This is a genomic window from Pseudomonas sp. NPDC088885, from assembly GCF_044750025.1.
Lineage (GTDB): Bacteria > Pseudomonadota > Gammaproteobacteria > Pseudomonadales > Pseudomonadaceae > Aquipseudomonas > Aquipseudomonas rustica.
Genome location: NZ_JBIVJB010000021.1, coordinates 16,663 through 37,428, shown reverse-complemented (window position 1 = coordinate 37,428; position 20,766 = coordinate 16,663). Strand labels below are relative to the sequence as shown.

Below are 20,766 nucleotides of genomic sequence, written 5' to 3'. Positions count from 1 at the left end.
GAGGTGTGAAGGATGATGAGTTCGCGGATATTTTACCGATTTGCCGTGGCACTCCTGTTGATGGGCGGGGCATCGGCGAGTGCTCAACAGGTGTCGATCAACGCTTCGTTCAAACCGGACTCGGCACATCCCCTGCGCAACAAATTCACCAATGACACGCCGTCCAGCGGTTATTGCGCCGACCATCCATCGCAGTGCAAAGACAATGACATGTTCAGCTTGCAGGTGCCGATTCGTGCCTATTCCACGGAACCGATTAAGGCCAATCATGCGTCTGTTCGGCAGGGAGCCATGTTCGATATACCCACCCAATGGCGGGATCTCACGGTTACTCATCTGGGGACGGCTGAAACCAAAACGCTAAGGGTGCGGATCGCCGGAATTGGCTCGACCTACCGCACTGACGACATCTATAAATTGGTAGGTCCTACCGACCAGTTAACAGATGCGCACTGGAAGTTATGGGACGGCACGTGGGTCAACACGCCACCACCCTGTACCTACAGCGGCGTGGGTTTTGCTGGGCAGTATATCTATAAGTTTTTTTGGAAAACGCCCACCCAGGGCGTGTGTTCGCGTCAGGCAAAATACGATATCCCGTGGATGCGTTATGACTACCTCGACTTCGCCTATGAACTGGAGACCCCGAGCCCGCTGGAAATGTCCACGGGCACATACATAGGCACTCTGACGTACACCCTCGGTCCCGGCGCTGACTTTGATTTCGGCGACATCATGATTCCGACCAGCTCCACGCTGACCATGAACTTCGAACTGGAAGTTCAGCACACCCTCAAGGTCGATATCCCACCGGGCGGCACGCAAGTGGAACTGCTGCCGCAGGGCGGATGGCAGGCGTGGTTGACGCAGGGCAGAAAACCGACACGGCTGTTCCGTGATCAGACCTTCAATATCTCGTCCAGCTCGCGCTTCAAAATGCAGATGCAATGCCAGCACTCCGCAGGCGACACCTGCGCAGTGCAAGATCCCTCAGGCAATCAGGTACCCCTGCAAGTGGCGGTGACGTTGCCTTACGGCCTGACCAGCGAAGGCGGGCGCGCAGTGGTCCGCCAACCACTGCGTGTCAGCGGCGTGGGTACCGAACTGTTCCAGCCCGGCATCTACGTCGACCGCAAACCGGGCACCTTGCACTTCGATATCGAGCAAGGCGACGTGGCTGACATGCTGTCTCGCGAAGCCGCCACGTATAAGGGCAACGTCACCGTGATCTGGGATTCCGAGGTGGGTTGATCAGGTGAAACCGCCGCAACAAGTGCTCGCCGGTTTCACCTGATTGGCACGGTTCAATCGCCGATTTTCTTCAGTGCCTCACGTGTCTGCTGACGGCTGAGCTGTTGCTCCTGATCGCCAAGGTCGTTGATCAGCCGCTCGTACAGCGAATCCGGCATGGGCTGCCCGGTCAACACTTGCTCCTTGGGTACACCGACGAGGCGCGCGAGATCCTTGAGTTTGTCGCGCAATGCGGCTTTCTGCAGATAGGGATCGCTGGACCCGGCCCAGTCAGCCTGCGCTGTACGCAGGTCGTCGAGCTGTGAAGCTTTTTCCTCGAAGTGGACTTTGTTGGCGAAGTAACGTTCCTGGTAGGCCTCGCGCAGGTAGTCAGTCCAGAACGGTTGCTCAAGCATGCCGTTGATCAAACCGTCGCCTGCTTCCATCGCCTTGACCGTTGCAAAGGCTTGATCGATTTTTGCCTCGTCGACACCCGCCGTGACGCGATACAGCATGTTCTGCGATTGCCATGGCAAGTCCAGTCGCTGCGCCAGTCCCGTCTGATAAGCCAGGTAAACCTCGACCACGTCCGGGTTGCCGCCACGGCTCTGAATATCGGCCTGGGCAATATTATCGACCTGCTCCAGACGGGCCGAGCCTCGGGCCAGCGTGACCAGTTTTTGCTCGAGCATTTCACTCGACGTCGAAGTCAGTCGCGCCTCGGCCGCCAGCACCTTGATGCCCATCTGATTGAACACCTGCGCACCGGCGTCGCGGCAATTGACCGGGGCGATGGCCATTTCGAAGAGGTCCTGACGCAGGTTTTTGTCGATGTCGACGGCATGAATCATTCGCCAGACGCGATCACTCAATTGCTCCAGTGCCGAGCCTCCTGCGCGGTAGTCTGCTGACTGAGTCAGGTCATTGACGATTTTGAAGAAGCCTCTGGAGTTCGGTTCGGAGGCCAGATCAGGCCAGGCTTCGGGCCGATAAATCCCCAGACCGGACATGCGCGAAAACAGCGCGTCGGTTTTCAGCGGCCAGCGCCTGAGCATCTCGGTGGTGGTCGACGACGCAACATGTTCCGGGATCAGCCCCACCGACTCTCGGTAGCTTTGGTAAAGGATGCGATTGACGTCGGATAATTCGTCGGCCATCAGACGCGTTCGAGCCACAATGAAGGCATTGTTGGAGCCTGGCACCACGTGCGGAATGTCGCTGATCGGATTGTCGAGCATGTCGAGAAAAAACTGTCGAGGCCGATGCTTCTCGAACAGACCTTCGGGCCAGGTCGTCAGCCCGGTTTGGTTCAGCGACAAAATGCTCAGGCGCGGCATGCGACGAACATCGGGTGCAAGGCCCAACGGGTTTTCATCCAGACGCAGGGTTTGCAGGCGGGTGAGATTCTTCAGTTGCTCGACCGACTGCGGTGTCAACTGGATGCGGTTACCGGACAGCCGCAGGGTTTCCAGTTGGCGCATCTTGCTGATGGTATTCGGCAGCGTTTTCAAGTCGCAGTTTCGTGCGCTCAGTTGGCGCAGGTGAGGAAAGTCTTTGAGCAACCCGTCAGGCCCTTCGCTCAGCGGCACGTTATCGAGCGAGAGGCTGGTGATCTGATCGAGGTAGGGCTTGAGATCCGGCAGCTTTTTCCACCAGTGTTCAAGGTTGTAGCGGCGCATTTGCGATGACAGATCGAGGGCGTAACCGGCGTGCGGTGCGACGCTGCGCTCACCGAATACTTCGGCTTTACGCTCGAAACACGCCATCAGTCTTTCGGATATATGCAGCCCGCCGTCAAGCGTGAACGCCAGGTTGTGCGTGACGCCGTTGCCGGCATTCCAATTGATGACTTCTTCAAATCGCCAGGTATCGAGGGCGATGCGCAGCGTGTCGAGATCATGCTCGATCCGACGAATACCCGACTCTGCATCGCCATGGGTGGCCAATGACTGGGCAAACCCTTGCACTTCACCTTCATTGAAGTGCGGATAGATATCCTGAATGCGTTGCTGCACCGTTTCGCCCACCCTTGAGTAACCGGGGCCGCCGAGCAGAGTGATGGTTTCCCTCGACACCACCGGTGGGTTCGCGGGTTCGGCCAACAGGGTGCGACGGACGCTGGCCGGTTCGGTTTTGGCCATGATCCATTGTTTGAAACCGGCGGCGTCATCGAGCCGATAACCGAGCGCCAGACGCTGATCGTCGGGCAGGGCAACGAGGATCGACTGAAACAGATCGCTCGGCTGTCGTTGCAGGCGCTGGCCCTGATCATCGTGGGCCAGGTATTGAGCATCTGCGTCCTTGACCAACGTGCGAACCGTGGTCGCCGCTTCGTCACCGACACTGCAAATCAAAGAGCCATCCAGCGTTTGCTGACGAACCTCGATGCGCAATTGCGCCAGAGCATCGCTGTGGACGCGCAGGGCATTGAGCGCCAGACGCTCGGTGTCGGCGGTCGCCAGCCACTGATGATGAAAGCCCTGCCAGGCGTGAGTGCCCCGGGTTTCGAATTGAAGTTCGCCGGCGAGATGTTTCAGACGCAGTGGCAAGTACTGCTGTTGGCTCATCAGGTCGAGTTCATCGAGTGATGCTTCGCCGAGCAACGTTTCGGTCATCGTCACGGGCAGGTTCGGAAAAGTCTGTTGCACGACGGGTCTGGATGGATTGGCGGGAATATCCGGCTGTTGATAACGCCGATTGAACAGTTCTTGGCGCAAGTCTTTCGCGCTGCTGGCGATGTGAGTTTGCAGCTGCGCTTCACTGGCGATGTGCAGCGGCGTGCCGTTGGCTTCCAGCGTTTGCATGACGTTGCGCAAGCCCTGACCGTCGGCGATCTGCTGATCACTGAGCTGCACCACCAGTTTTCTGCCCTGAGCGGTTTTCGCCGCCGCTGATTGCCAAAGCCTCTGGCCACGACTGTCATACACGCGCAACGCCACATCAGCGGGCCATATGCCTTGTGCCTCGATGATGTGCAATTGGCTGGCTGGATCGCGGCGCGCACGGGCCTGCAGCAGCGGATCGTCGCTGGTGACGTGATCAACGAAGTGGCGCACGTCTCGCTCGACCGTGAAGCGTTGCACTGTGTCGGCGAGCAGCGGCGGCAGCCGGGCATTATCGTGGTACATGCGACGCAGCACGTCGGGCGAGGTGCCGCTGGTTTTTCGGATCAGCTCGAGTTGTTGCGGATCATTGAAGGCCTCGACGCAATGGCCCAGTCGGCGCATCAGGGTGGTGTCATCCCAGCGGCGCGTGTCTTCGCCTTCCAGTACGTAGGTGCCTTCACCGTTGTGTCTGACCGACAGTTGCAAGCCCTCCGGTCGCGAGGGATGCGGCACCGTCAGTTCGCCGGTAAACGCCTGCTCCGACACCTGGTAATGGTGCTCGTCCACCCGCAAGAGGGTTTTGCCCTCGTGTTGAAACAGACCTCGACTGTCTCGCGCAAGGTCTTGCGCCAGGGAGCCCTTGAAGCGATAAGGCGTGAAATCCGCTTTCCACAGTCTGGTCTTGCCATTCGGCAGGCGTACGGTTTTCAGGCTCTCGATGAATGGCGACACAGTGAAGTGAAACACCGGCGCCAGCGCGACAGCCGTGGCGAGATTTTCGATGACATCGGTGATGTGCGCCCAGCCTGCTTGCCGATCACCCTCACTCAACTCCACTGCACCTTCAAACGTTTCGTAGAGCAATTGCCCGGCCGTGGCGAGCAACATCAGTTCGCCCAGTCCGGGCACGACCAGTGCAAAGGCGCCGAGCGCGATAAAACCGATGTTCAGGTAGTTGGCCCAGCGTTCGGAACGCGCTTTGGCGTCTTCGTCGGCGTTGGGCACGGCGATGACTCTGGCATCGCTGATTATCTGATCGAGCGCGCTTTCATGCAGCACCGGCCACAGCTCGAAGTCCTCCCAAAGTCCTTTGCCCGGCAGGTTGCAGTCGATGATGTGGAAGTCCGCTGTCGTCAGTGGGTCCTGACGAACCGCCAATTCACGCGGTGCCGGAATAGCGGCGTGCAACACCAGTCGTTCGCCGAGCTGCACCAGTTCGTGGTATCGCCACTTGTCGATAAACGAGCGCGTTGGGCCGTCATCGACGGTTTCGGTGAAACGGCGGAAATAGTAGGGCCGGTCTTTTTGTGCAACGAAGCGACTGAAGAACAGTTGATAAACCGTCGGTTTACCGGCATCGGGGCCGAGGTTGCTGGCGGAAGGGCGAGCAGTCAGTTGCCGGGTCAGCTCCTGCTGGAACGCCTGATAACTGGAGTAGCGCTTGAGCGGGTGTTCCGGGTCGTCGGGGATCCAGGCCATCAGCGCGCCATTGCTGTAGCGCTGCGCCTCGCACGGTACGAACAGGACGCAACCGGTCAGGCGCAGGCCCATGATGCTCAGGCCGCGAAAACGCAGTTGTTTTTTCCCATCCATGATGACGCTGTGGCCCTCGACCACTTTCATCAAGGAGTCGTAGTCGCTCTGGCGGATGTCTTTTTTGATCAGTGCCAGACAGGCTGCCGCGTGCAGCGACTGCTTGTACCAGGCGCCATTGATCTCCTGCAGCAGATGCTCGACCAAGCGGTTTCCGGGCGGGCGCAGGAAGTCTTTCAGGTAGCGTTGATATTGCTCACCGATATTCAGGCGCCGACACAGTCGGGCAAAGGCATCGATGCTGACCGACGTTACGACCGGTTCGAAATGACCATTGGCGTCCGGCCGGCTGATGAAACACGAACTCGCGTCGTAATAACCGGGCCGGGTCTCGTCGTATTCAAAGTTATGCAGAGCGGCTTGCAGCAGGGACAGGGTCTTGACCGTCAGCGCCTCGGTCTTCAGACCGAAAATACCCAGGCTTTTTGGCGCGTACAGCCGTAGCCAGGTCTTGTCGGCATCGAATTTTTCGTCGAGTTTTTGCAGTTCCGGCGCCAGCAGGTTTTTTGCAAAGATTTCGATGCTCTGCACCTTGTCGAACAGCGCGTCCCGCTCGTTCTGGCGCAGGTGCAGCGCCTCGATAGCGAGTTTCAGCGTCTGTTGTTGGGTGTTCGACGCTTTGGTAAACCAGCCCGGCAGTTGCGCTCGGGTCTCGCGCAACTCGGCCCGGCGTTTCGCCGAGGCCTTGATCAGCACCGCTGGAATGGCCTTTTTCAAGGTCTCGAAGTGAATGCCCCGGGCACGGGAGTCGAACATGCGCAAAATCCTTTTGGCGTAGAAAGGATGTCAGTTTGCGCGGCTGCTCAGGAGAGCATGCGATACATAGTTATCGTTTGTGTATCGCAGTGTTTGCAGGGTTTACCGAATATTTCAATTGCGCTGGGCGACGACAGGCACCTCGCAGCGGGTGTGGGAGTCAGGCTGCAGATACGGCGACAGAATCGGCGCCATGCCTTTGAGCACCTGCACGGGCAGCGCCGAGGTGAACTTGAAGTTTTCCGCCGAGCGTCCCGGGACAAACGCCGTTAGCGTGCCGAAGTGATGGTCGCCGATGTAGAACACGAAGGTCGCGGTGCGGTTGATCGATTTCGAGCTGAGAATCCGCCCGCCCGAGCCAATCGCTTCGATGCGGTTATCACCGGTGCCGGTCTTGCCGCCCATGACCAACGGCGTACCGTCGGCGGTTTTGAAACTGCCAGAAACACGCTTGGCGGTGCCGGAGTCGACCACTTGCGAGAGCGCCTCGCGCATGGCCGTGGCGACTTCGGATGGCATCACTCGTTTACCGACGTGAGGATCATTGGTCACGAGGGTTTCGTACGGCGTGCCGGCGGCAAAATGCAGGCTGTCGATGCGCAGGGTCGGCATGCGCACGCCGTCGTTGAGGATGGTGCCGATCAGTTCGGCCAGCGCCGCAGGACGGTCGCCTGAGCTGCCGATCGCGGTCGCCAGCGATGGCACCAAGTGGTCGAACGGGTAGCCGACTTTCTGCCAGCGCTGGTGAATTTCAAGGAACGCTTCGATTTCGAGCATGGTGCGAATGCGGCTGTCGCGCGCGCCTTTGTGTTTGCTCTTGAACAGCCAGCTATAGACTTCCTGACGCTCAAAGTGACTGGCTTTGACGATCTGACTGAAGGTCGCGTCCGGGTTGTGCAGCAGGTAGCCCATCATCCACAGATCCAGCGGGTGCACCTTGGCGATGAAGCCCTGATCGGGCAAATCATAGCTGCCCGGGCCGTAGGAATCGTAGAGGCGAATCAAGCGATCGTCGGTGAGTTTTTCGTTGAGCTTGGCGCCTTTGAGGTGAGCGCGGACGAAGGTGTTGAAGTCTTCCTGACTGGCATCCGGCAATAGATAACGGTGCACGGCGGCCATGCGGATCGGGGTCGGGCGCATGCTGTCGAGGAAGGTTTCGAGGCGCGCTTGGGTGTCCTTGTTTTTGTACTTTTTCCAGAACTTGAGCTGGAACGCGGTGCCTTCGCGGTCGGCGAAATTGGCCAGGTATTCCTGACGCCGAGGGTCGCGGTCGTCCTTGAGCAATTCGGCGCTGCTGTTCGGGCCGGAGTAGGTGACGTAGCGCACCACATCGCGCATCAGGCGAATGAACGGCAGATTGATCGACTCGCGCAATGCATCGCGCAGGGTCGGCAGGCGGCCGTTGTCTTCCTTGCGAAAGTTGTGGAAAAAGTGCAGCCCGCCGCCGGTGAAAAACGCTTCGCCGGGGCTCGCCGAGTATTTGCGATCAAGCGCGGCGCCGAGCATTTTCGACAGGTCGCGATCCTTGTTTTGCACCAGATAATCGATGACCCAGCGGCTCAGGCGATCCTGATCCGGCACCTCGACTTTCTTCAGTTCCGGTACAGACATGCCCGCGTATTTGTCGTGCAACTCGGAGATGATTTGCAGGTAAGTGGTCAGCACGCGCATTTTCGCCGTCGAGCCGAGTTCGAGTTTGCTGCCTTCATTAATGTCGAAGGGCTGATCGGTGCTGTCGGTCTGGATGCGCACGCGCGAGCCGTCCGGGGTCAGCTCGAACAGGGTGAAGCTGTAGCGAACCTGGGTGGTGCTGGTGGGCGTCAGCAGACGTTCACCCATCAGGCCGATTTCGGCGGCGAAGGCCGGGTCGGCGAGTTTTTTCAGGTACTCGGTGGCCTGCATTTGCAGGTCGCCTTGCAGGGTGCTGGTGGCCGAGAGGTCGAGACGATCGAGGTCGTACAGCGGACGGTTGAGCATGCTCGCCAAGCGACTGCGGGCGACACTGATGCCTTTATTGGTTTCAATCGGCTGGATGGTCGGCTGGGTCTGCCAGTCGCGATAAGTGACCTTGCTGGCGAGCGCGGCATCGGCCAGTGCGCTGTCGATCACGCCGTTCTGTTTAAGCAGACGCAGGTGGCTGTCGGTGAGGTCGGCGAGTTCTTCGCGGCCTTTGGTCAAGTAGTGCGAAGGACGGCGTTGGGCGATCATCAGCGAGAGCATTTCACGCAGGGCCAGACCTTTGTCGGCCATGGTTTTCGGGTCGGTGGCCGGGCTGTTGAGTTGTTCGTTGGCTTTGTTGAAATCGCTGCCGTACCAGACGCGCAAGCCTTCGGCCATGCCGTGCACTTCACCGTGCCCCGGGACTGCCGACAGCGGCACACTGTTGAGGTAATCGCGGACGATGTTCTGCCGAGAACCCAGGGTGTCCGGGCCGTCCTGATAGGCGCGCACGCTGGCGGAAATCATCTGGCGGATCTTCTCGGCGCCTGACACGGTCAGGCCATCCGGCGAGTGGCGATATTTTTCCAGTTGCGTGGCCAGGGTGCTTCCGCCGGCTGACTGGCCGGGCAGGTGCAGCAACTTCGCCACTTGCGACCACGCCGCCATGCCGAAGCGCGGCCAGTCCACCGCCGGGTTGGCCCGGGGTTGTTTGGGGTCGAGCAGAAAGCGGTTTTCAATAAACAACAGACTGCTGACCACCACCGGCGGGATCGCCGCGAAGTTCGAGTAGAGCTGCTGCGGATAGTTGTATTTGTACAGCGGCGCAGCGCGGCAATCGGTGATGGTCAGGCCGGCCTGAATCTTTTCCGAATAGGGCACGAACAGGCCCTTGCCGGTGTAGCTGAGCAGGGCGGGGGAAAAGCGGGTCTGCTCGGTGATCACGTAATTACGCTTGAGCAGACGCGGCAGGAATTCATCGAGGGCGCTGTAACCCAGGCGCAAATCGAAAGGGCCGTTGCCGGGGTAGTGAATCGCTTCACTGGGGCCCGGTTCCAGTTTGTAGGTCAGCGAGGCGGCGAATTTGCTCAGCTCACTCGACTGGAAACGCGAGGTGCGCATTTCCTTGGCCGCAGCCATTCCCACCACGATTGCAATAATCAGCAGTAATAACCAGAAAGCCTTCCAGCCATGCCGGGGACGGCGTGGTTTTTCGGGGACAGGCGCTTGATCCACACTCTCAGTCGGAACCACAGATTTACTCGAATCGGTTTGCCACAAAGCGCCCATAGTCGATTGATCCATTCACGCAGATTGATCGGACTTGTTTGAAGCTTAGACGGTGGTTGGCAGTGGTGAAAAAATTGTGACGGGTTGGGTGGCGAGAGTTGCTGAATAAATCTGGAAGAGCGGCACATGGCTGTGAGGTTGGAGATTTTGTGGCGAGGGGATTTATCCCCGCTGGGTGGCGAAGCCGCCCCAAAACCAGCCAATGCAGTTTTTCTGACACACCGCATTGATTGGTTTGGCGACTGCTGCGCAGCCGAACGGGGATAAATCCCCTCGCCACAGGTTATCTAAACCAATGAAGTGGGGTTACAGCCAGCAGGCATCCCAGAGCGGGTAGTCACCTATCTTCTTGACCAAACCAGCCCGCAATGGATTGGCCACGATGTACCGGGCGAACGGCAGCAAATCCTCATCATCACGAATCGCACGGTCGTGGAAGCCGCTCTGCCACAACGGCCCTTGTTTCCCGGTTTTCTGATTGACGGCCTGAGTGCAGCGCGCTTTTATTGCACCAATGACCTCCGCGAGCGAACCGCTTTGCAGCTGCACCAGCCAATGGAAATGGTCAGGCATCACCACCCACGCAATGGACTCTACGCAGCCTTGGTCATGTGCCTTGCGAAGCTCTGCCACGAGCATTCGGCCTGTTTGCCAATCGGCGAAGACGGGTTGGCGCTGGTGAATGACTGAGGTGATGAAATAGGCGCGGCCGGGTTCGGAGAATCGGCCTTGGCGTAGACGGTGGGAGTTGGGTTGGACGGTCATATTGCTTCCTTGCATTGATTGATCACACATCAAGACTTGTGCCCGGTCGTCCGATTCGGATCTGCAATCCCTGAAGGAAATGTCTGAGATAAGTGAATGATCTGTGGCGAGGGGATTTATCCCCGTTGGGCTGCGAAGCAGCCCCAAATCCAGACATCTCAATCCTTCTGTGAGAATGCATTTGCAGGCTTTGCGACTGCTGCGCAGCCCAACGGGGATAAATCCCCTCGCCACAAGAAACCCCGTCTGCTGACAGAGTGAACGAAGGCTGGAAATGGCCGGTATAGAGCTATCCATCCGTCAATATTGCCAAAGCAGGGACATGACGATGCACCAATGCTGTGCAATACTCGGCGCCTTTTTCGGTGGCGAATATTCCTACGTGTAGCAGGGAATGCCTCTCCGCAAACCGGGCTTTTGCCGAGAGTTGTCGCTGAATGTTGTGGTTTATAGAGTGAAAAGCCCTGCCCAAGGCTTTTTATACTGCACGCCCCGCTGATCTTGCAGGTTTTGTCCTACAAGACGCGTTTGCCCACGAGGCCGACGCGGTTTCACGGCAGCCAAGGCTTACCGGCCGACGTTGCGACACTCGGTGGTCATATCCAATAACAAGACGAGGTTGTACCCCATGCCAGTCGGCAATCACCTGCCTCACGGCGAAACCGCTCAGGGCGGTCCGCTCAAACGCGAACTCGGCGAACGGCACATTCGCCTGATGGCGCTCGGTGCCTGTATCGGCGTCGGTCTGTTTTTAGGTTCGGCCAAGGCCATCGAAATGGCCGGCCCGGCGATCATGATTTCCTACATTCTTGGCGGCCTGGCGATCCTGGTGATCATGCGCGCCCTCGGCGAAATGGCCGTGCACAACCCGGTCGCCGGTTCGTTCAGCCGCTATGCGCAAGACTACCTCGGCCCATTGGCCGGCTTCCTTACTGGCTGGAATTACTGGTTCCTGTGGCTGGTGACCTGCGTCGCCGAAATCACTGCAGTGGCCGTGTACATGGGCATCTGGTTCCCCGACGTACCGCGCTGGATCTGGGCCCTCGCGGCGCTGATCAGCATGGGCTCGATCAACCTGATCGCGGTAAAAGCCTTCGGTGAATTCGAATTCTGGTTCGCGCTGATCAAGATCGTCACCATCATTGCCATGGTCATCGGCGGCGTCGGCATCATCGCTTTCGGTTTCGGCAATGACGGCGTGGCGCTGGGCATTTCCAATCTGTGGGCCCACGGCGGCTTCATGCCTAACGGCGTGACCGGCGTGTTGATGTCGCTGCAAATGGTCATGTTCGCCTACCTCGGTGTCGAGATGATCGGCCTGACCGCCGGTGAAGCGAAAAACCCGCAGAAGACCATTCCCGACGCGATCGGCTCGGTGTTCTGGCGGATTCTGTTGTTCTATGTGGGCGCGTTGTTCGTGATCCTGTCGATCTACCCGTGGAATGAAATCGGCACCCAGGGCAGCCCGTTTGTGATGACGTTTGAACGTCTGGGCATCAAAACCGCTGCCGGCATCATCAACTTCGTGGTGATCACCGCGGCGCTGTCGTCGTGCAACGGCGGCATCTTCAGCACCGGGCGCATGCTCTACAGCCTGGCGCAGAACGGTCAGGCCCCGGCCGGTTTCGCCAAGACGTCGAACAACGGTGTGCCGCGTCGTGCATTGCTGCTGTCGATTGCGGTGTTGCTCCTGGGCGTAATGCTCAACTATCTGGTGCCGGAAAAAGTCTTCGTCTGGGTGACCTCGATTGCGACCTTCGGCGCGATCTGGACCTGGGTGATGATCCTGCTGGCGCAACTGAAGTTCCGCAAAGGCCTGAGCGCCAGCGAGCGTGCCGGCCTCAAGTACAAAATGTGGCTGTACCCGGTCAGCTCGTATTTTGCCCTGGCGTTTCTGGTGCTGGTGGTCGGCCTGATGGCGTACTTCCCGGACACGCGCGTGGCGCTGTATGTGGGGCCTGCGTTCCTGGTGTTGCTGACCGTGTTGTTCTACGTGTTCAAGCTGCAACCGACGCAAGTCACACAAGGTGCGGCGCGTTCGGCTTCCTGATTCATAGCCTCTGAAACAAAAGATCGCAGCCTTCGGCAGCTCCTACCTTGGAACGTGTTTCCTGTAGGAGCTGCCGGAGGCTGCGATCTTTTGCTTTCTATAAACGAGCCGCACGACCGATTGCCGCAGTAATGCGCCCGCACCGCTCGTCGAAAGAGGCGCCTTACCTGTAATTTCTGACAGTAGACCGCGCTCGATTTCTGACTTAGCGTGAATGCCTGTCAAATCATGGCAAGGAACGCTAATGAAAGGATTTTCAGCATTAATGGTCATCGGCCTGGCCGATGCGTTGATCCACTGGCAGGTATTTTTCGTCATGTGCAGTGCCGGTGGCTTGTCCCAGGCGGCCAGTAACTTCGCTGCGTTTTGCGTGGCGGCGGCGTTCACGCTGTACGTGAACATGCTTTACACCTTCGAGACGGGAACGTCATTGCTCAGCTATCTGCTGTTCATCTGTGTGATGGCTGGCGTGAGTGTGGGCATCGGCTTGATTGGCGATGCTCACGCGCTGCACGGGCTGATCACAGTGGCGTCCTTTACCGTGCTGAATCTATTGCTCGGGTACTGTTTTTTCCGCTTTGTATTGTTTCGCGAGTATGAAATTTGAGGCGCCAGCCTGTGGTTAAGACTGGCGCATTCAACCTTATGCCGCCGCGATTTCATTCGGCTCAAAACTGTCCGCCCGCGCCATCTGCCACATCCGCGAATAGAATGCGCCGCTCACTTCGCCCGTGAGCAATTCACCGGGTTTCAAGAACACGTGCAGCTCCGAGAACAGTTTGATTTCGGTTGCCGACATGCGTCGCACCAGATGCTTGGCCGACAGTTGCGACGGATGCTCAAGCCCCGCCGCCGCGAGCATTTCCGCCAGCGCTTTCAGCGTGCTGCGATGGAAGTTGAACACCCGCTGCGCTTTGTCCGGAACCACCAGCGCACGTTGGCGCAAAGCGTCCTGTGTGGCGACGCCGGTCGGGCATTTATTGGTGTGGCAACTTTGCGACTGAATGCAGCCGATGGCGAACATAAAGCCGCGCGCCGAGTTGGCCCAGTCGGCGCCGATGGCCAGCACGCTGGCGATGTCGAAGGCGCTGACGATCTTGCCGCTGGCGCCGAGTTTGATTTTGTCGCGCAGGTTGAGGCCGACCAGGGTGTTGTGCACAAACAGCAGGCCTTCGCGCATCGGCACGCCGATGTGGTCGGTGAATTCCACGGGCGCCGCGCCGGTGCCGCCTTCTTTACCGTCAACGACGATGAAGTCGGGGAGGATGCCGGTTTCCAGCATGGCTTTGGCGATGCCCATGAACTCCCACGGATGGCCGAGGCAGAACTTGAAACCCACCGGTTTGCCGCCGGACAGTTCACGCAGTTGCTGGATGAAATGCATCATTTCGATCGGCGTGGAAAACGCGCTGTGACGCGATGGCGACACGCAGTCTTCGCCCATCATGATCCCACGGGTTTCAGCGATTTCTTTGGTGACTTTGTGTTTCGGCAGGATGCCGCCGTGGCCGGGTTTGGCGCCTTGGCTCATTTTGATTTCGATCATCCGTACTTGCGGGTTTTGCGCTTGGGTGGCGAAGCGCTCCGGGTCGAAACGGCCGTCGCTGGTGCGGCAGCCGAAGTAGCCGCTGCCCAGTTCCCAGGTCAGGTCGCCGCCGTTTTCCCGGTGATACGGGCTGATGCTGCCTTCGCCGGTGTCGTGGGCGAAGTTGCCGAGTTTCGCGCCTTGGTTCAACGCACGAATGGCGTTAGCGCTGAGCGAGCCGAAGCTCATCGCCGAGATGTTGAACACCGACGCGGAGTAAGGCTGCGAGCACTGCGGGCCGCCGACGGTGACGCGGAAACTGTTCGGGTCACTCAACGGCGCCGGGCGCATCGAGTGGCCGATGAATTCGAAGCCGGACTGGTAAACGTCAATCAGCGTGCCGAACGGTTTGTCGGCGGTTTCGTTCTTCGCTCGGGAATAAACCAGCGAGCGCTGGGCGCGGGAGAAGGGCAGGGCGTCGCTGTCGGATTCCAGCAAGTATTGGCGAATTTCCGGGCGGATGCCTTCAACCAGGTAGCGGATGTTGCCGAGGATCGGGTAGTTGCGGCGCACGGCGTGCGGGGTCTGCAGCAGGTCGAACAGACCGATCAGGCTGAGGACGCCGGTGACGGCGGTGATCGGCCACAGCCAGTCGTGGTCGAGAAAAGGCAGGCTGGCGAGGGTGAAAATCACGCAGACGGCAAAGAAGGCGTAGCGGCTCAGGAGTGACAGGCTCATACGGTTTCCTTGGTTCGGACTCAGTGGATTGCAAACCTATTGGATGGGCCTTTGTGGCGAGGGGATTTATCCCCGTTGGGTTGCGAAGCAGCCCCAAAACCATCACTGCGGTTTAACTGAAAGACCGCATGCACAGGTTTTACGATTGCTGCGCAGCCGGACGGGGATAAATCCCCTCGCCACAGGGGATTCATCGACACAGGAAAGCTGTTTCAGGCGTTTTGTGCCTGAAGAAAAATCGAAAACAGCTCGGACTGGGATTTGATCCCCAGCTTGCTGTACATGTGTTTCTTATGGACTTTCACGGTTTCTACGGAGATTTCCAGCTTACGGGCGATTTCTTTACTGGAGCAACCGCTGAGCATCAAACGCCCGACATCCAGTTCGCGGGCGGTCAGTTGCGCGCCCTTGAGTTGTTGCACCGAAGTTTCCAGTTGCACCCGCCAATCGGCGGAGGCGGGCGCGGTAGTTTCGTTGGTTTCATAGGGTAGACGCTGGCGCAACAGCGCGAGCACCCACGGCTGGATCAGTGACAACAAGGCAATCTGCTCGCTGCTGAAACGCTGTTTGCTGCCCAGCGACAGACACAACGTGCGATCACCTTCGAGCTGACAATTGAACTGGATTTCGTCGGCGACCACATTCAGACGAAAGTATCGCTGGTAATACTCGGTCTGCTCAAAATGCTCGGGCGCGACTTCCCACAGACGATACAACCCCGAGCGCGATTGTTCGCGACTGGCGATATAGAACGGGTCGAGCAGGTACACGCCGCGCAGGTAATCTTCGAACAGGGCGTCCGGGATACCTTCCACGCCGGGGCTGGCGGCGAAGACTTGCGGATGTTGGTCTGAGCTAAACAGCAGCGCCACCCAGCTATCGAACGGCATGTACTGATCAAGCAAACGCACCAGTTGCGCCCAGAAATTCGGCTTGTCCAGCGCCTCGATCAATTGCCCGACGGCGCGGTGCCAGGTGATGTCGTCGAAGGAAAGTGTCATCGGTTTACCTTGAATGCCCGGCCGGATGCTGCTGCGCATACTGGCCCACAAGAGGCTGGTGGGCAAACTTGTCGGCTGGGCTGACGCCTTCGCGAGCAGGCTCGCTCCCACTTCTGAAATGCATTCCCCTGTGGGAGCGAGCCTGCTCGCGAAGGCGTCAGATTTGCCTATGAAGTCATCTTGAAAGTGGCGAGCATTGGCCCAGCGTGGGATCCTGACGGCTTTTCGCCCAAGGCTATTTTCACCTCATGACACTGACATCCACTGGTTCGTCCCGCATCATCCGCATCGCCGCCGCTCTGCTGCTTAACGCGAATGGCCAAACTCTATTGGTACGCAAACGCGGCACCACGGCGTTCATGCAACCGGGCGGCAAGATCGAAGCGCACGAATTGCCGGTGCATGCCCTGGCCCGTGAGCTGGAAGAAGAACTGGATCTGCAGATTGATCCGGCGCAAGCGATCTTCCTGGGTCAGTTTTCTGCACCTGCTGCCAACGAACCGGGATGTGTCGTACAGGCCGATATCTTTCAACTGACAATCAACGCCGACGTTTCCCCGGCAGCGGAAATCGAAGAAGTGATCTGGATCGACCCGGCCACTGACGGCGATGTCGTTTTGGCGCCATTGACACGCGATGTGATCCTGCCGTTTTATCGAGCCTCGCTGACCGCCATCGCCTGATCATCCACGCAAAGGACTTTGCCATGATCCCGCTTCAAGACCTGCTGATATTCGCCGCCGCTGCGTTACTGATGGTACTGACGCCGGGGCCGAACATGATCTACCTGATCTCGCGTTCGATCTGTCAGGGGCGCAGGGCCGGGGTCACCTCGTTGCTGGGCGTGGTCGCGGGATTTTTTGTGCATATGTTTGCCGCAGCAGCGGGTTTGACGGCAGTGTTCCTCGCGGTGCCGATGGCTTATGAAGTGCTGAAGTGGGCGGGTGCGTTGTACCTGCTGTGGCTGGCGTGGCAAGCGGTGAAACCCGGTGCGCGTTCGCCGTTTGAGGCACAGCAATTGCCACCAGATTCGTCGCGCAAACTGATCACCATGGGTTTTCTCACCAGTGCTTTGAACCCGAAAATTGCGGTTTTTTATCTCTCGGTGTTTCCGCAGTTCATCACGCCTGAGCACGGCTCGGTGTTCACCCAAAGCCTGATCCTCGGGCTGACGCAGATCAGCGTGAGTTTTACCGTCAATCTGCTGATCGCGTTGTTCGCAGCAGGAATTGCTTCGTGGTTCGTGCGTAATCCGACATGGCTGGCGATGCAGCGTTACTTCATGGGTTTTGTGTTGGCCGGGTTGGCCGTGCGATTGATGCTTGAGCAACGAAGGGCGGCTTGAGCATGTGGATAGAACGGCTGGATGCCAGTCATGCCCTGGCTTATCGGGAGTTGATGTTGGAGGCTTACGATCGCCATCCGCAGGCGTTTACCTCCAGCGTGCGTGAGCGCGCGGTGATGCCGTTGAGCTGGTGGGAAGGGCGGCTGACCAGCAAGCTCGATGTGGTGCTTGGGGCATTCGAGGGTGGCACGCTGGCCGGAATTGTCGGGCTGGCGTTTGAGCCTCGGGAGAAGGCTCGGCATAAAGCCACGTTGTTCGGAATGTATGTGTCGGCGGATTTTCGACAGCACGGTTTGGGCTATGAACTGGTGCAAGCGGCGTTGGCCGAGGCGCAGAATCATCCGGCGCTGAAGGTCGTTCAATTGACCGTTACTGCCGGCAATGACGCGGCGTTCAAACTCTACGAGCGTTGCGGCTTTATCCAGTTTGGTCTGGAGCCATTGGCGGTGCGGGTTGGCGAAGACTACTTCGACAAGATCCATATGTGGCGTGAACTGCCTCAGGCATAAAGATCAAAAGATCGCAGCCTTCGGCAGCTCCTACAGGGTTTTGTGTAGGAGCTGCCGAAGGCTGCGATCTTTTGATTTGGGTTTTAGCGAACCGCGCTAACCCCATCCAATGTCGAGAATGAAGTGTCCTTCGCCGTCAGCAAGAAATCGCGCATGTACGGCGCATCCAGCATGTCCGCACGGATCGCCGCGTACAGCGTGGCGAACAGGCCTTTCTCACCCAGCCGCTTGGCCTTCACGTAACCGCGCGAGCTGTATTCGTGCAGCGCCCAATGCGGCATGCCGCACACGCCACGGCCACTGGCGACCAGTTGCATCATCATCACCGTAAGCTCTGAAGTCCGTACCTGCGCCGGCTCAATATCCGCCGGTTCTAGAAAGCGCGTGAAGATGTCCAGCCGATCACGCTCCACCGGATAAGTGATCAATGTTTCCGTGAGCAAATCCTCAGGCACGATGTACGGTTTGCTCGCCAGCGCATGCTGATTGGCCACCGCCAGCATCGCTTCATAAGTGAACAGCGGTACATAAGTGATACCAGCGATTTCCAACGGATCGGATGTCACCACCAGATCCAGATCGCCGCGCGCCAATGCCGGCAGCGGTGCAAAGGAAAAACCCGAGGCCAGATCGAGCTCGACTTCCGGCCAGGCATCGCGGAACTGGTCGATGGTCGGCATCAGCCACTGAAAGCAGCTGTGGCATTCGATCGCCATGTGCAAACGCCCGGCGGTGCCACCGGCCAAGCGGCTGATGTCACGCTCGGCGGCACGCAGCAGCGGCAGGGTCGCATCGGCCAGTTGCAGCAGGCGCAAACCGGCGCTGGTGAAACGCACTGGTTTGGTCTTGCGCACAAACAATTGCATGCCCATACGCTCTTCCAGTTCCTTGAACTGGTGGGACAGCGCCGACTGCGTCAGATGCAGGCGATCAGCCGCGTCGACAAGGCTGTCGGCCTCGCGCAGGGCATGCAGGGTTTTCAAGTGGCGGATCTCAAGCACCGATGGCTCCATGAATAGAATTTGCTGATTCAGCGATGGTGGTGAGTTTGTCTCATGTTGGCGAGGCTGTCGACCGCGTCTGATCGAGAGGCGCAATGACCGCTCGGCACTCTTCATCAAACTGTCACGCAACTGTGGCAGCGCGCTTGAACAAACTTCATCAGACTCGCGCTCTACTGGGGTTCTGCGTTTCGGTGTTTTTCATGCACAAGCTGTTTTTATCAGTCGCGGCCATGCTGGCCGCGCTTTTGTTCGGTGCGCCGTCGATGGCGGCCGCGCGTTGCGATGTCAACGTGCCGACCGAGCACGTCGATCTGCAACAAGTCAGTATCGCTTATCAGAGCATTGGTCGCGCGTCGGATCCGGCGTTGCTGCTGGTGATGGGCCTGGGCGGGCAGTTGATCCACTGGCCGGATGAGGTGGTGGTCGCGCTGTGTCAGCAGGGTTTTCGGGTGATCCGCTATGACAACCGCGACGTCGGATTGTCGACCTGGCGCCAGGCGCCGGAGGAGGCCAACCTGACCTTCGAAGTGCTGCGCTACAAACTCGGTCTGCCGGTGTCGGCGCCGTACAGCCTGACGGACATGGCCGATGATGCGCTGGGGCTGATGGACGCGCTGCATGTTGAGCAATTCCACGTCTTGGGCGCGAGCATGGGCGGCATGATCGCTCAGCACATGGCGGCGATGGCGCCGCAGCGGGTCGAGAGCCTGACGCTGATCATGACCACTTCTGGCGCGGAAGGCTTGCCGGCGCCGAGTGCAGCGCTGGTGCAGTTGTTGTCGCGACGTGGCGCACCGAATCGTCAGGTGGCGTTGGAGCAGCAGGCGGATTTGCTGGCGGCGCTGGGTAGCCCGGCGGTGACGGATGATCGGCAGGTTTTGCTGCAACAGGCAGCGGCTTCCTATGACCGCGCGTTTAATCCCGAGGGTGTGAAGCGGCAGATCATGGCGATCCTCGCCGAGCCTAGCCGCGTTGCATTGCTCAACCAGTTGCGCGTACCGACGCTGGTGGTGCATGGCACGGCCGATCCGTTGTTGCCGGTGATGCATGGCGTGCACCTGGCGGCGCATATTCGTGGCAGTCAGTTGAAGCTGATTCCGGGATTGGCGCATCGGTTCCAGGAGGCGTTCAAGGAACCGTTGCTGGCGGCAGTGTTGCCGTATTTGCAGGCGCACCGGGAAGACACTTCGCATTGGGCGCAGATTGAGCCGGTGGTGGGCGGGAATCTGCTGTAACCATCGGATGTGTGGCGTTAATGAAGGCCTCTTCGCGAGCAGGCTCGCTCCCACAGGGGAGTGCATTCCAAATGTGGGAGCGAGCCTGCTCGCGAAGGGGCCAACAGGGACACCAAAAAATCCGGGTCAGGTGTATCGTGCAAACTTTCCCGCACGATTTCCCCTGCGAGGTGTTTGATGAATTCCGCTCTGAAAATCGATTTTGTCAGCGACGTGTCCTGCCCGTGGTGCGTTGTTGGTTTGTATGGCTTGCTGAAAGCGCTGGAAATCCTGCGCAACGAAGTGCAGGCCGAGATCCGCTTCCAGCCGTTCGAGCTGAATCCGAAAATGGGCGCTGACGGGCAGAACATCGCCGAGCACATTCAAGAAAAGTACGGCTCGACGCCGGAGCAATCGCAGAAGAATCGCGACGCGATCCGCGCTCGTGGTGCAGAACTGGGGTTTGCTTTTCGCACCGATTCCAACAGCCGCATTTACAACACCTTCGATGCGCACCGTTTGCTGCATTGGGCGGAGCTTGAGGGGTTGCAGTTGCCGTTGAAGGAAGCGTTGTTCAAGGCGTATTTCAGCGATGGCGGCAATCCTTCCGATCACGGCCAACTGGTGCAGATTGCTGAGAGTGTCGGGCTGGATCGCCAGCGGGCCGAGGCGATTCTGGCGTCGGACGAATTTGCCGATGAGGTGCGCGAAGAAGAGCAGGTATGGTTGCAGCGGGGAGTGAGTTCGGTGCCGACGGTGGTGTTTAACGGCCAGTACGCGGTGACGGGCGGACAACCGGTAGAAACATTTGTCGGGGCCATTCGGCAGATCATGGCCGAGTCGAAGGGTGGGACGGTTAGCTGATATGGGGCAGGAGCCAAAAAGCCCCTCACCCTAACCCTCTCCCCGAGGGAGAGGGGACTGATTGGGGGATGCTGAAGTGATTCGCCGACCTGAGCGTGCTTCGCTGAATCCATAATCGA

Annotated in this window: 14 protein-coding genes; 8 read left to right on the top strand and 6 right to left on the bottom strand. The window is 58.8% G+C overall.

From position 1 onward, the window contains the following. Window positions 1-12 precede the first annotated feature (12 nt). On the top strand, window positions 13-1,251 hold the full coding sequence (locus ACIP1X_RS11960; protein ID WP_400752235.1) for a hypothetical protein: 1,239 nt from the start codon (window positions 13-15) through the stop codon (window positions 1,249-1,251). Window positions 1,252-1,304: 53 nt separating this feature from the next. Here the strand turns inward: ACIP1X_RS11960 and ACIP1X_RS11955 are convergent, their stop codons facing one another. The 3 genes from ACIP1X_RS11955 to ACIP1X_RS11945 form a co-directional block, all read right to left on the bottom strand. Beyond that, a complete protein-coding gene (locus tag ACIP1X_RS11955; protein WP_400752232.1) occupies window positions 1,305-6,404 on the bottom strand; it encodes an NEL-type E3 ubiquitin ligase domain-containing protein in 5,100 nt (1,699 codons plus the stop codon). A gap of 114 nt (window positions 6,405-6,518) precedes the next feature. Beyond that, window positions 6,519-9,632, bottom strand: a complete 3,114-nt coding sequence (locus ACIP1X_RS11950; RefSeq protein ID WP_400752229.1) for a transglycosylase domain-containing protein — start codon at window positions 9,630-9,632, stop codon at window positions 6,519-6,521. A gap of 306 nt (window positions 9,633-9,938) precedes the next feature. Beyond that, window positions 9,939-10,397 carry an REP-associated tyrosine transposase gene (locus tag ACIP1X_RS11945; protein ID WP_400752227.1) on the bottom strand — a complete coding sequence of 153 codons (459 nt, stop codon included), beginning with the start codon at window positions 10,395-10,397 and terminating at the stop codon, window positions 9,939-9,941. 628 nt (window positions 10,398-11,025) lie between these two features. Between ACIP1X_RS11945 and ACIP1X_RS11940 the strand changes: the two genes are divergently transcribed. Both ACIP1X_RS11940 and ACIP1X_RS11935 read left to right on the top strand, forming a co-directional pair. After that, window positions 11,026-12,447, top strand: coding sequence for an amino acid permease (locus tag ACIP1X_RS11940; protein WP_053123460.1), 1,422 nt, complete (start codon window positions 11,026-11,028; stop codon window positions 12,445-12,447). 265 nt (window positions 12,448-12,712) lie between these two features. After that, window positions 12,713-13,054 carry a polysaccharide synthesis protein GtrA gene (locus ACIP1X_RS11935; protein WP_400752224.1) on the top strand — a complete coding sequence of 114 codons (342 nt, stop codon included), beginning with the start codon at window positions 12,713-12,715 and terminating at the stop codon, window positions 13,052-13,054. 36 nt (window positions 13,055-13,090) lie between these two features. On the opposite strand, the gene ACIP1X_RS11930 is transcribed toward ACIP1X_RS11935, so the two are convergent. Both ACIP1X_RS11930 and ACIP1X_RS11925 read right to left on the bottom strand, forming a co-directional pair. Further along, window positions 13,091-14,710 (bottom strand): FMN-binding glutamate synthase family protein, encoded by a 1,620-nt coding sequence (locus ACIP1X_RS11930; protein WP_212546298.1) that lies wholly within the window; start codon window positions 14,708-14,710, stop codon window positions 13,091-13,093. 212 nt (window positions 14,711-14,922) lie between these two features. Then, window positions 14,923-15,711, bottom strand: coding sequence for a response regulator transcription factor (locus ACIP1X_RS11925; protein WP_400649407.1), 789 nt, complete (start codon window positions 15,709-15,711; stop codon window positions 14,923-14,925). A gap of 248 nt (window positions 15,712-15,959) precedes the next feature. Here ACIP1X_RS11925 and ACIP1X_RS11920 point away from each other — a divergent pair, with 248 nt between their 5' ends. The 3 genes from ACIP1X_RS11920 to ACIP1X_RS11910 are packed head-to-tail and all read left to right on the top strand — an operon-like array spanning window position 15,960 to window position 17,565. Then, complete coding sequence (locus tag ACIP1X_RS11920) at window positions 15,960-16,394, top strand: NUDIX domain-containing protein (RefSeq protein WP_400752222.1); 435 nt, start codon at window positions 15,960-15,962, stop codon at window positions 16,392-16,394. A gap of 23 nt (window positions 16,395-16,417) precedes the next feature. After that, window positions 16,418-17,056, top strand: a complete 639-nt coding sequence (locus ACIP1X_RS11915; protein ID WP_282359200.1) for a LysE family translocator — start codon at window positions 16,418-16,420, stop codon at window positions 17,054-17,056. Between the two features lie 2 nt (window positions 17,057-17,058). Further along, window positions 17,059-17,565: a GNAT family N-acetyltransferase gene (locus tag ACIP1X_RS11910; protein ID WP_053123451.1), complete on the top strand. Its 507-nt coding sequence runs from the start codon at window positions 17,059-17,061 to the stop codon at window positions 17,563-17,565. Window positions 17,566-17,648: 83 nt separating this feature from the next. Here the strand turns inward: ACIP1X_RS11910 and metR are convergent, their stop codons facing one another. After that, window positions 17,649-18,566: a transcriptional regulator MetR gene (gene metR / locus ACIP1X_RS11905; RefSeq protein ID WP_008087231.1), complete on the bottom strand. Its 918-nt coding sequence runs from the start codon at window positions 18,564-18,566 to the stop codon at window positions 17,649-17,651. 203 nt (window positions 18,567-18,769) lie between these two features. Between metR and ACIP1X_RS11900 the strand changes: the two genes are divergently transcribed. Continuing rightward, window positions 18,770-19,804, top strand: a complete 1,035-nt coding sequence (locus ACIP1X_RS11900; RefSeq protein WP_212548820.1) for an alpha/beta fold hydrolase — start codon at window positions 18,770-18,772, stop codon at window positions 19,802-19,804. Window positions 19,805-19,981: 177 nt separating this feature from the next. Then, a complete protein-coding gene (locus ACIP1X_RS11895; RefSeq protein ID WP_400752219.1) occupies window positions 19,982-20,647 on the top strand; it encodes a DsbA family oxidoreductase in 666 nt (221 codons plus the stop codon). The last annotated feature ends 119 nt before the right edge of the window (window positions 20,648-20,766 follow it).

What these genes read in the sequence shown, in the direction of transcription:
- ACIP1X_RS11960 (WP_400752235.1), top strand. Translation starts at nt 13, where the DNA reads ATGATGAGTTCGCGGATATTTTACCGATTTGCCGTGGCACTCCTGTTG.
- ACIP1X_RS11955 (WP_400752232.1), bottom strand. Translation starts at nt 6,404, where the DNA reads ATGTTCGACTCCCGTGCCCGGGGCATTCACTTCGAGACCTTGAAAAAG.
- ACIP1X_RS11950 (WP_400752229.1), bottom strand. Translation starts at nt 9,632, where the DNA reads ATGGGCGCTTTGTGGCAAACCGATTCGAGTAAATCTGTGGTTCCGACT.
- ACIP1X_RS11945 (WP_400752227.1), bottom strand. Translation starts at nt 10,397, where the DNA reads ATGACCGTCCAACCCAACTCCCACCGTCTACGCCAAGGCCGATTCTCC.
- ACIP1X_RS11940 (WP_053123460.1), top strand. Translation starts at nt 11,026, where the DNA reads ATGCCAGTCGGCAATCACCTGCCTCACGGCGAAACCGCTCAGGGCGGT.
- ACIP1X_RS11935 (WP_400752224.1), top strand. Translation starts at nt 12,713, where the DNA reads ATGGTCATCGGCCTGGCCGATGCGTTGATCCACTGGCAGGTATTTTTC.
- ACIP1X_RS11930 (WP_212546298.1), bottom strand. Translation starts at nt 14,710, where the DNA reads ATGAGCCTGTCACTCCTGAGCCGCTACGCCTTCTTTGCCGTCTGCGTG.
- ACIP1X_RS11925 (WP_400649407.1), bottom strand. Translation starts at nt 15,711, where the DNA reads ATGACACTTTCCTTCGACGACATCACCTGGCACCGCGCCGTCGGGCAA.
- ACIP1X_RS11920 (WP_400752222.1), top strand. Translation starts at nt 15,960, where the DNA reads ATGACACTGACATCCACTGGTTCGTCCCGCATCATCCGCATCGCCGCC.
- ACIP1X_RS11915 (WP_282359200.1), top strand. Translation starts at nt 16,418, where the DNA reads ATGATCCCGCTTCAAGACCTGCTGATATTCGCCGCCGCTGCGTTACTG.
- ACIP1X_RS11910 (WP_053123451.1), top strand. Translation starts at nt 17,059, where the DNA reads ATGTGGATAGAACGGCTGGATGCCAGTCATGCCCTGGCTTATCGGGAG.
- ACIP1X_RS11900 (WP_212548820.1), top strand. Translation starts at nt 18,770, where the DNA reads ATGCACAAGCTGTTTTTATCAGTCGCGGCCATGCTGGCCGCGCTTTTG.
- ACIP1X_RS11895 (WP_400752219.1), top strand. Translation starts at nt 19,982, where the DNA reads ATGAATTCCGCTCTGAAAATCGATTTTGTCAGCGACGTGTCCTGCCCG.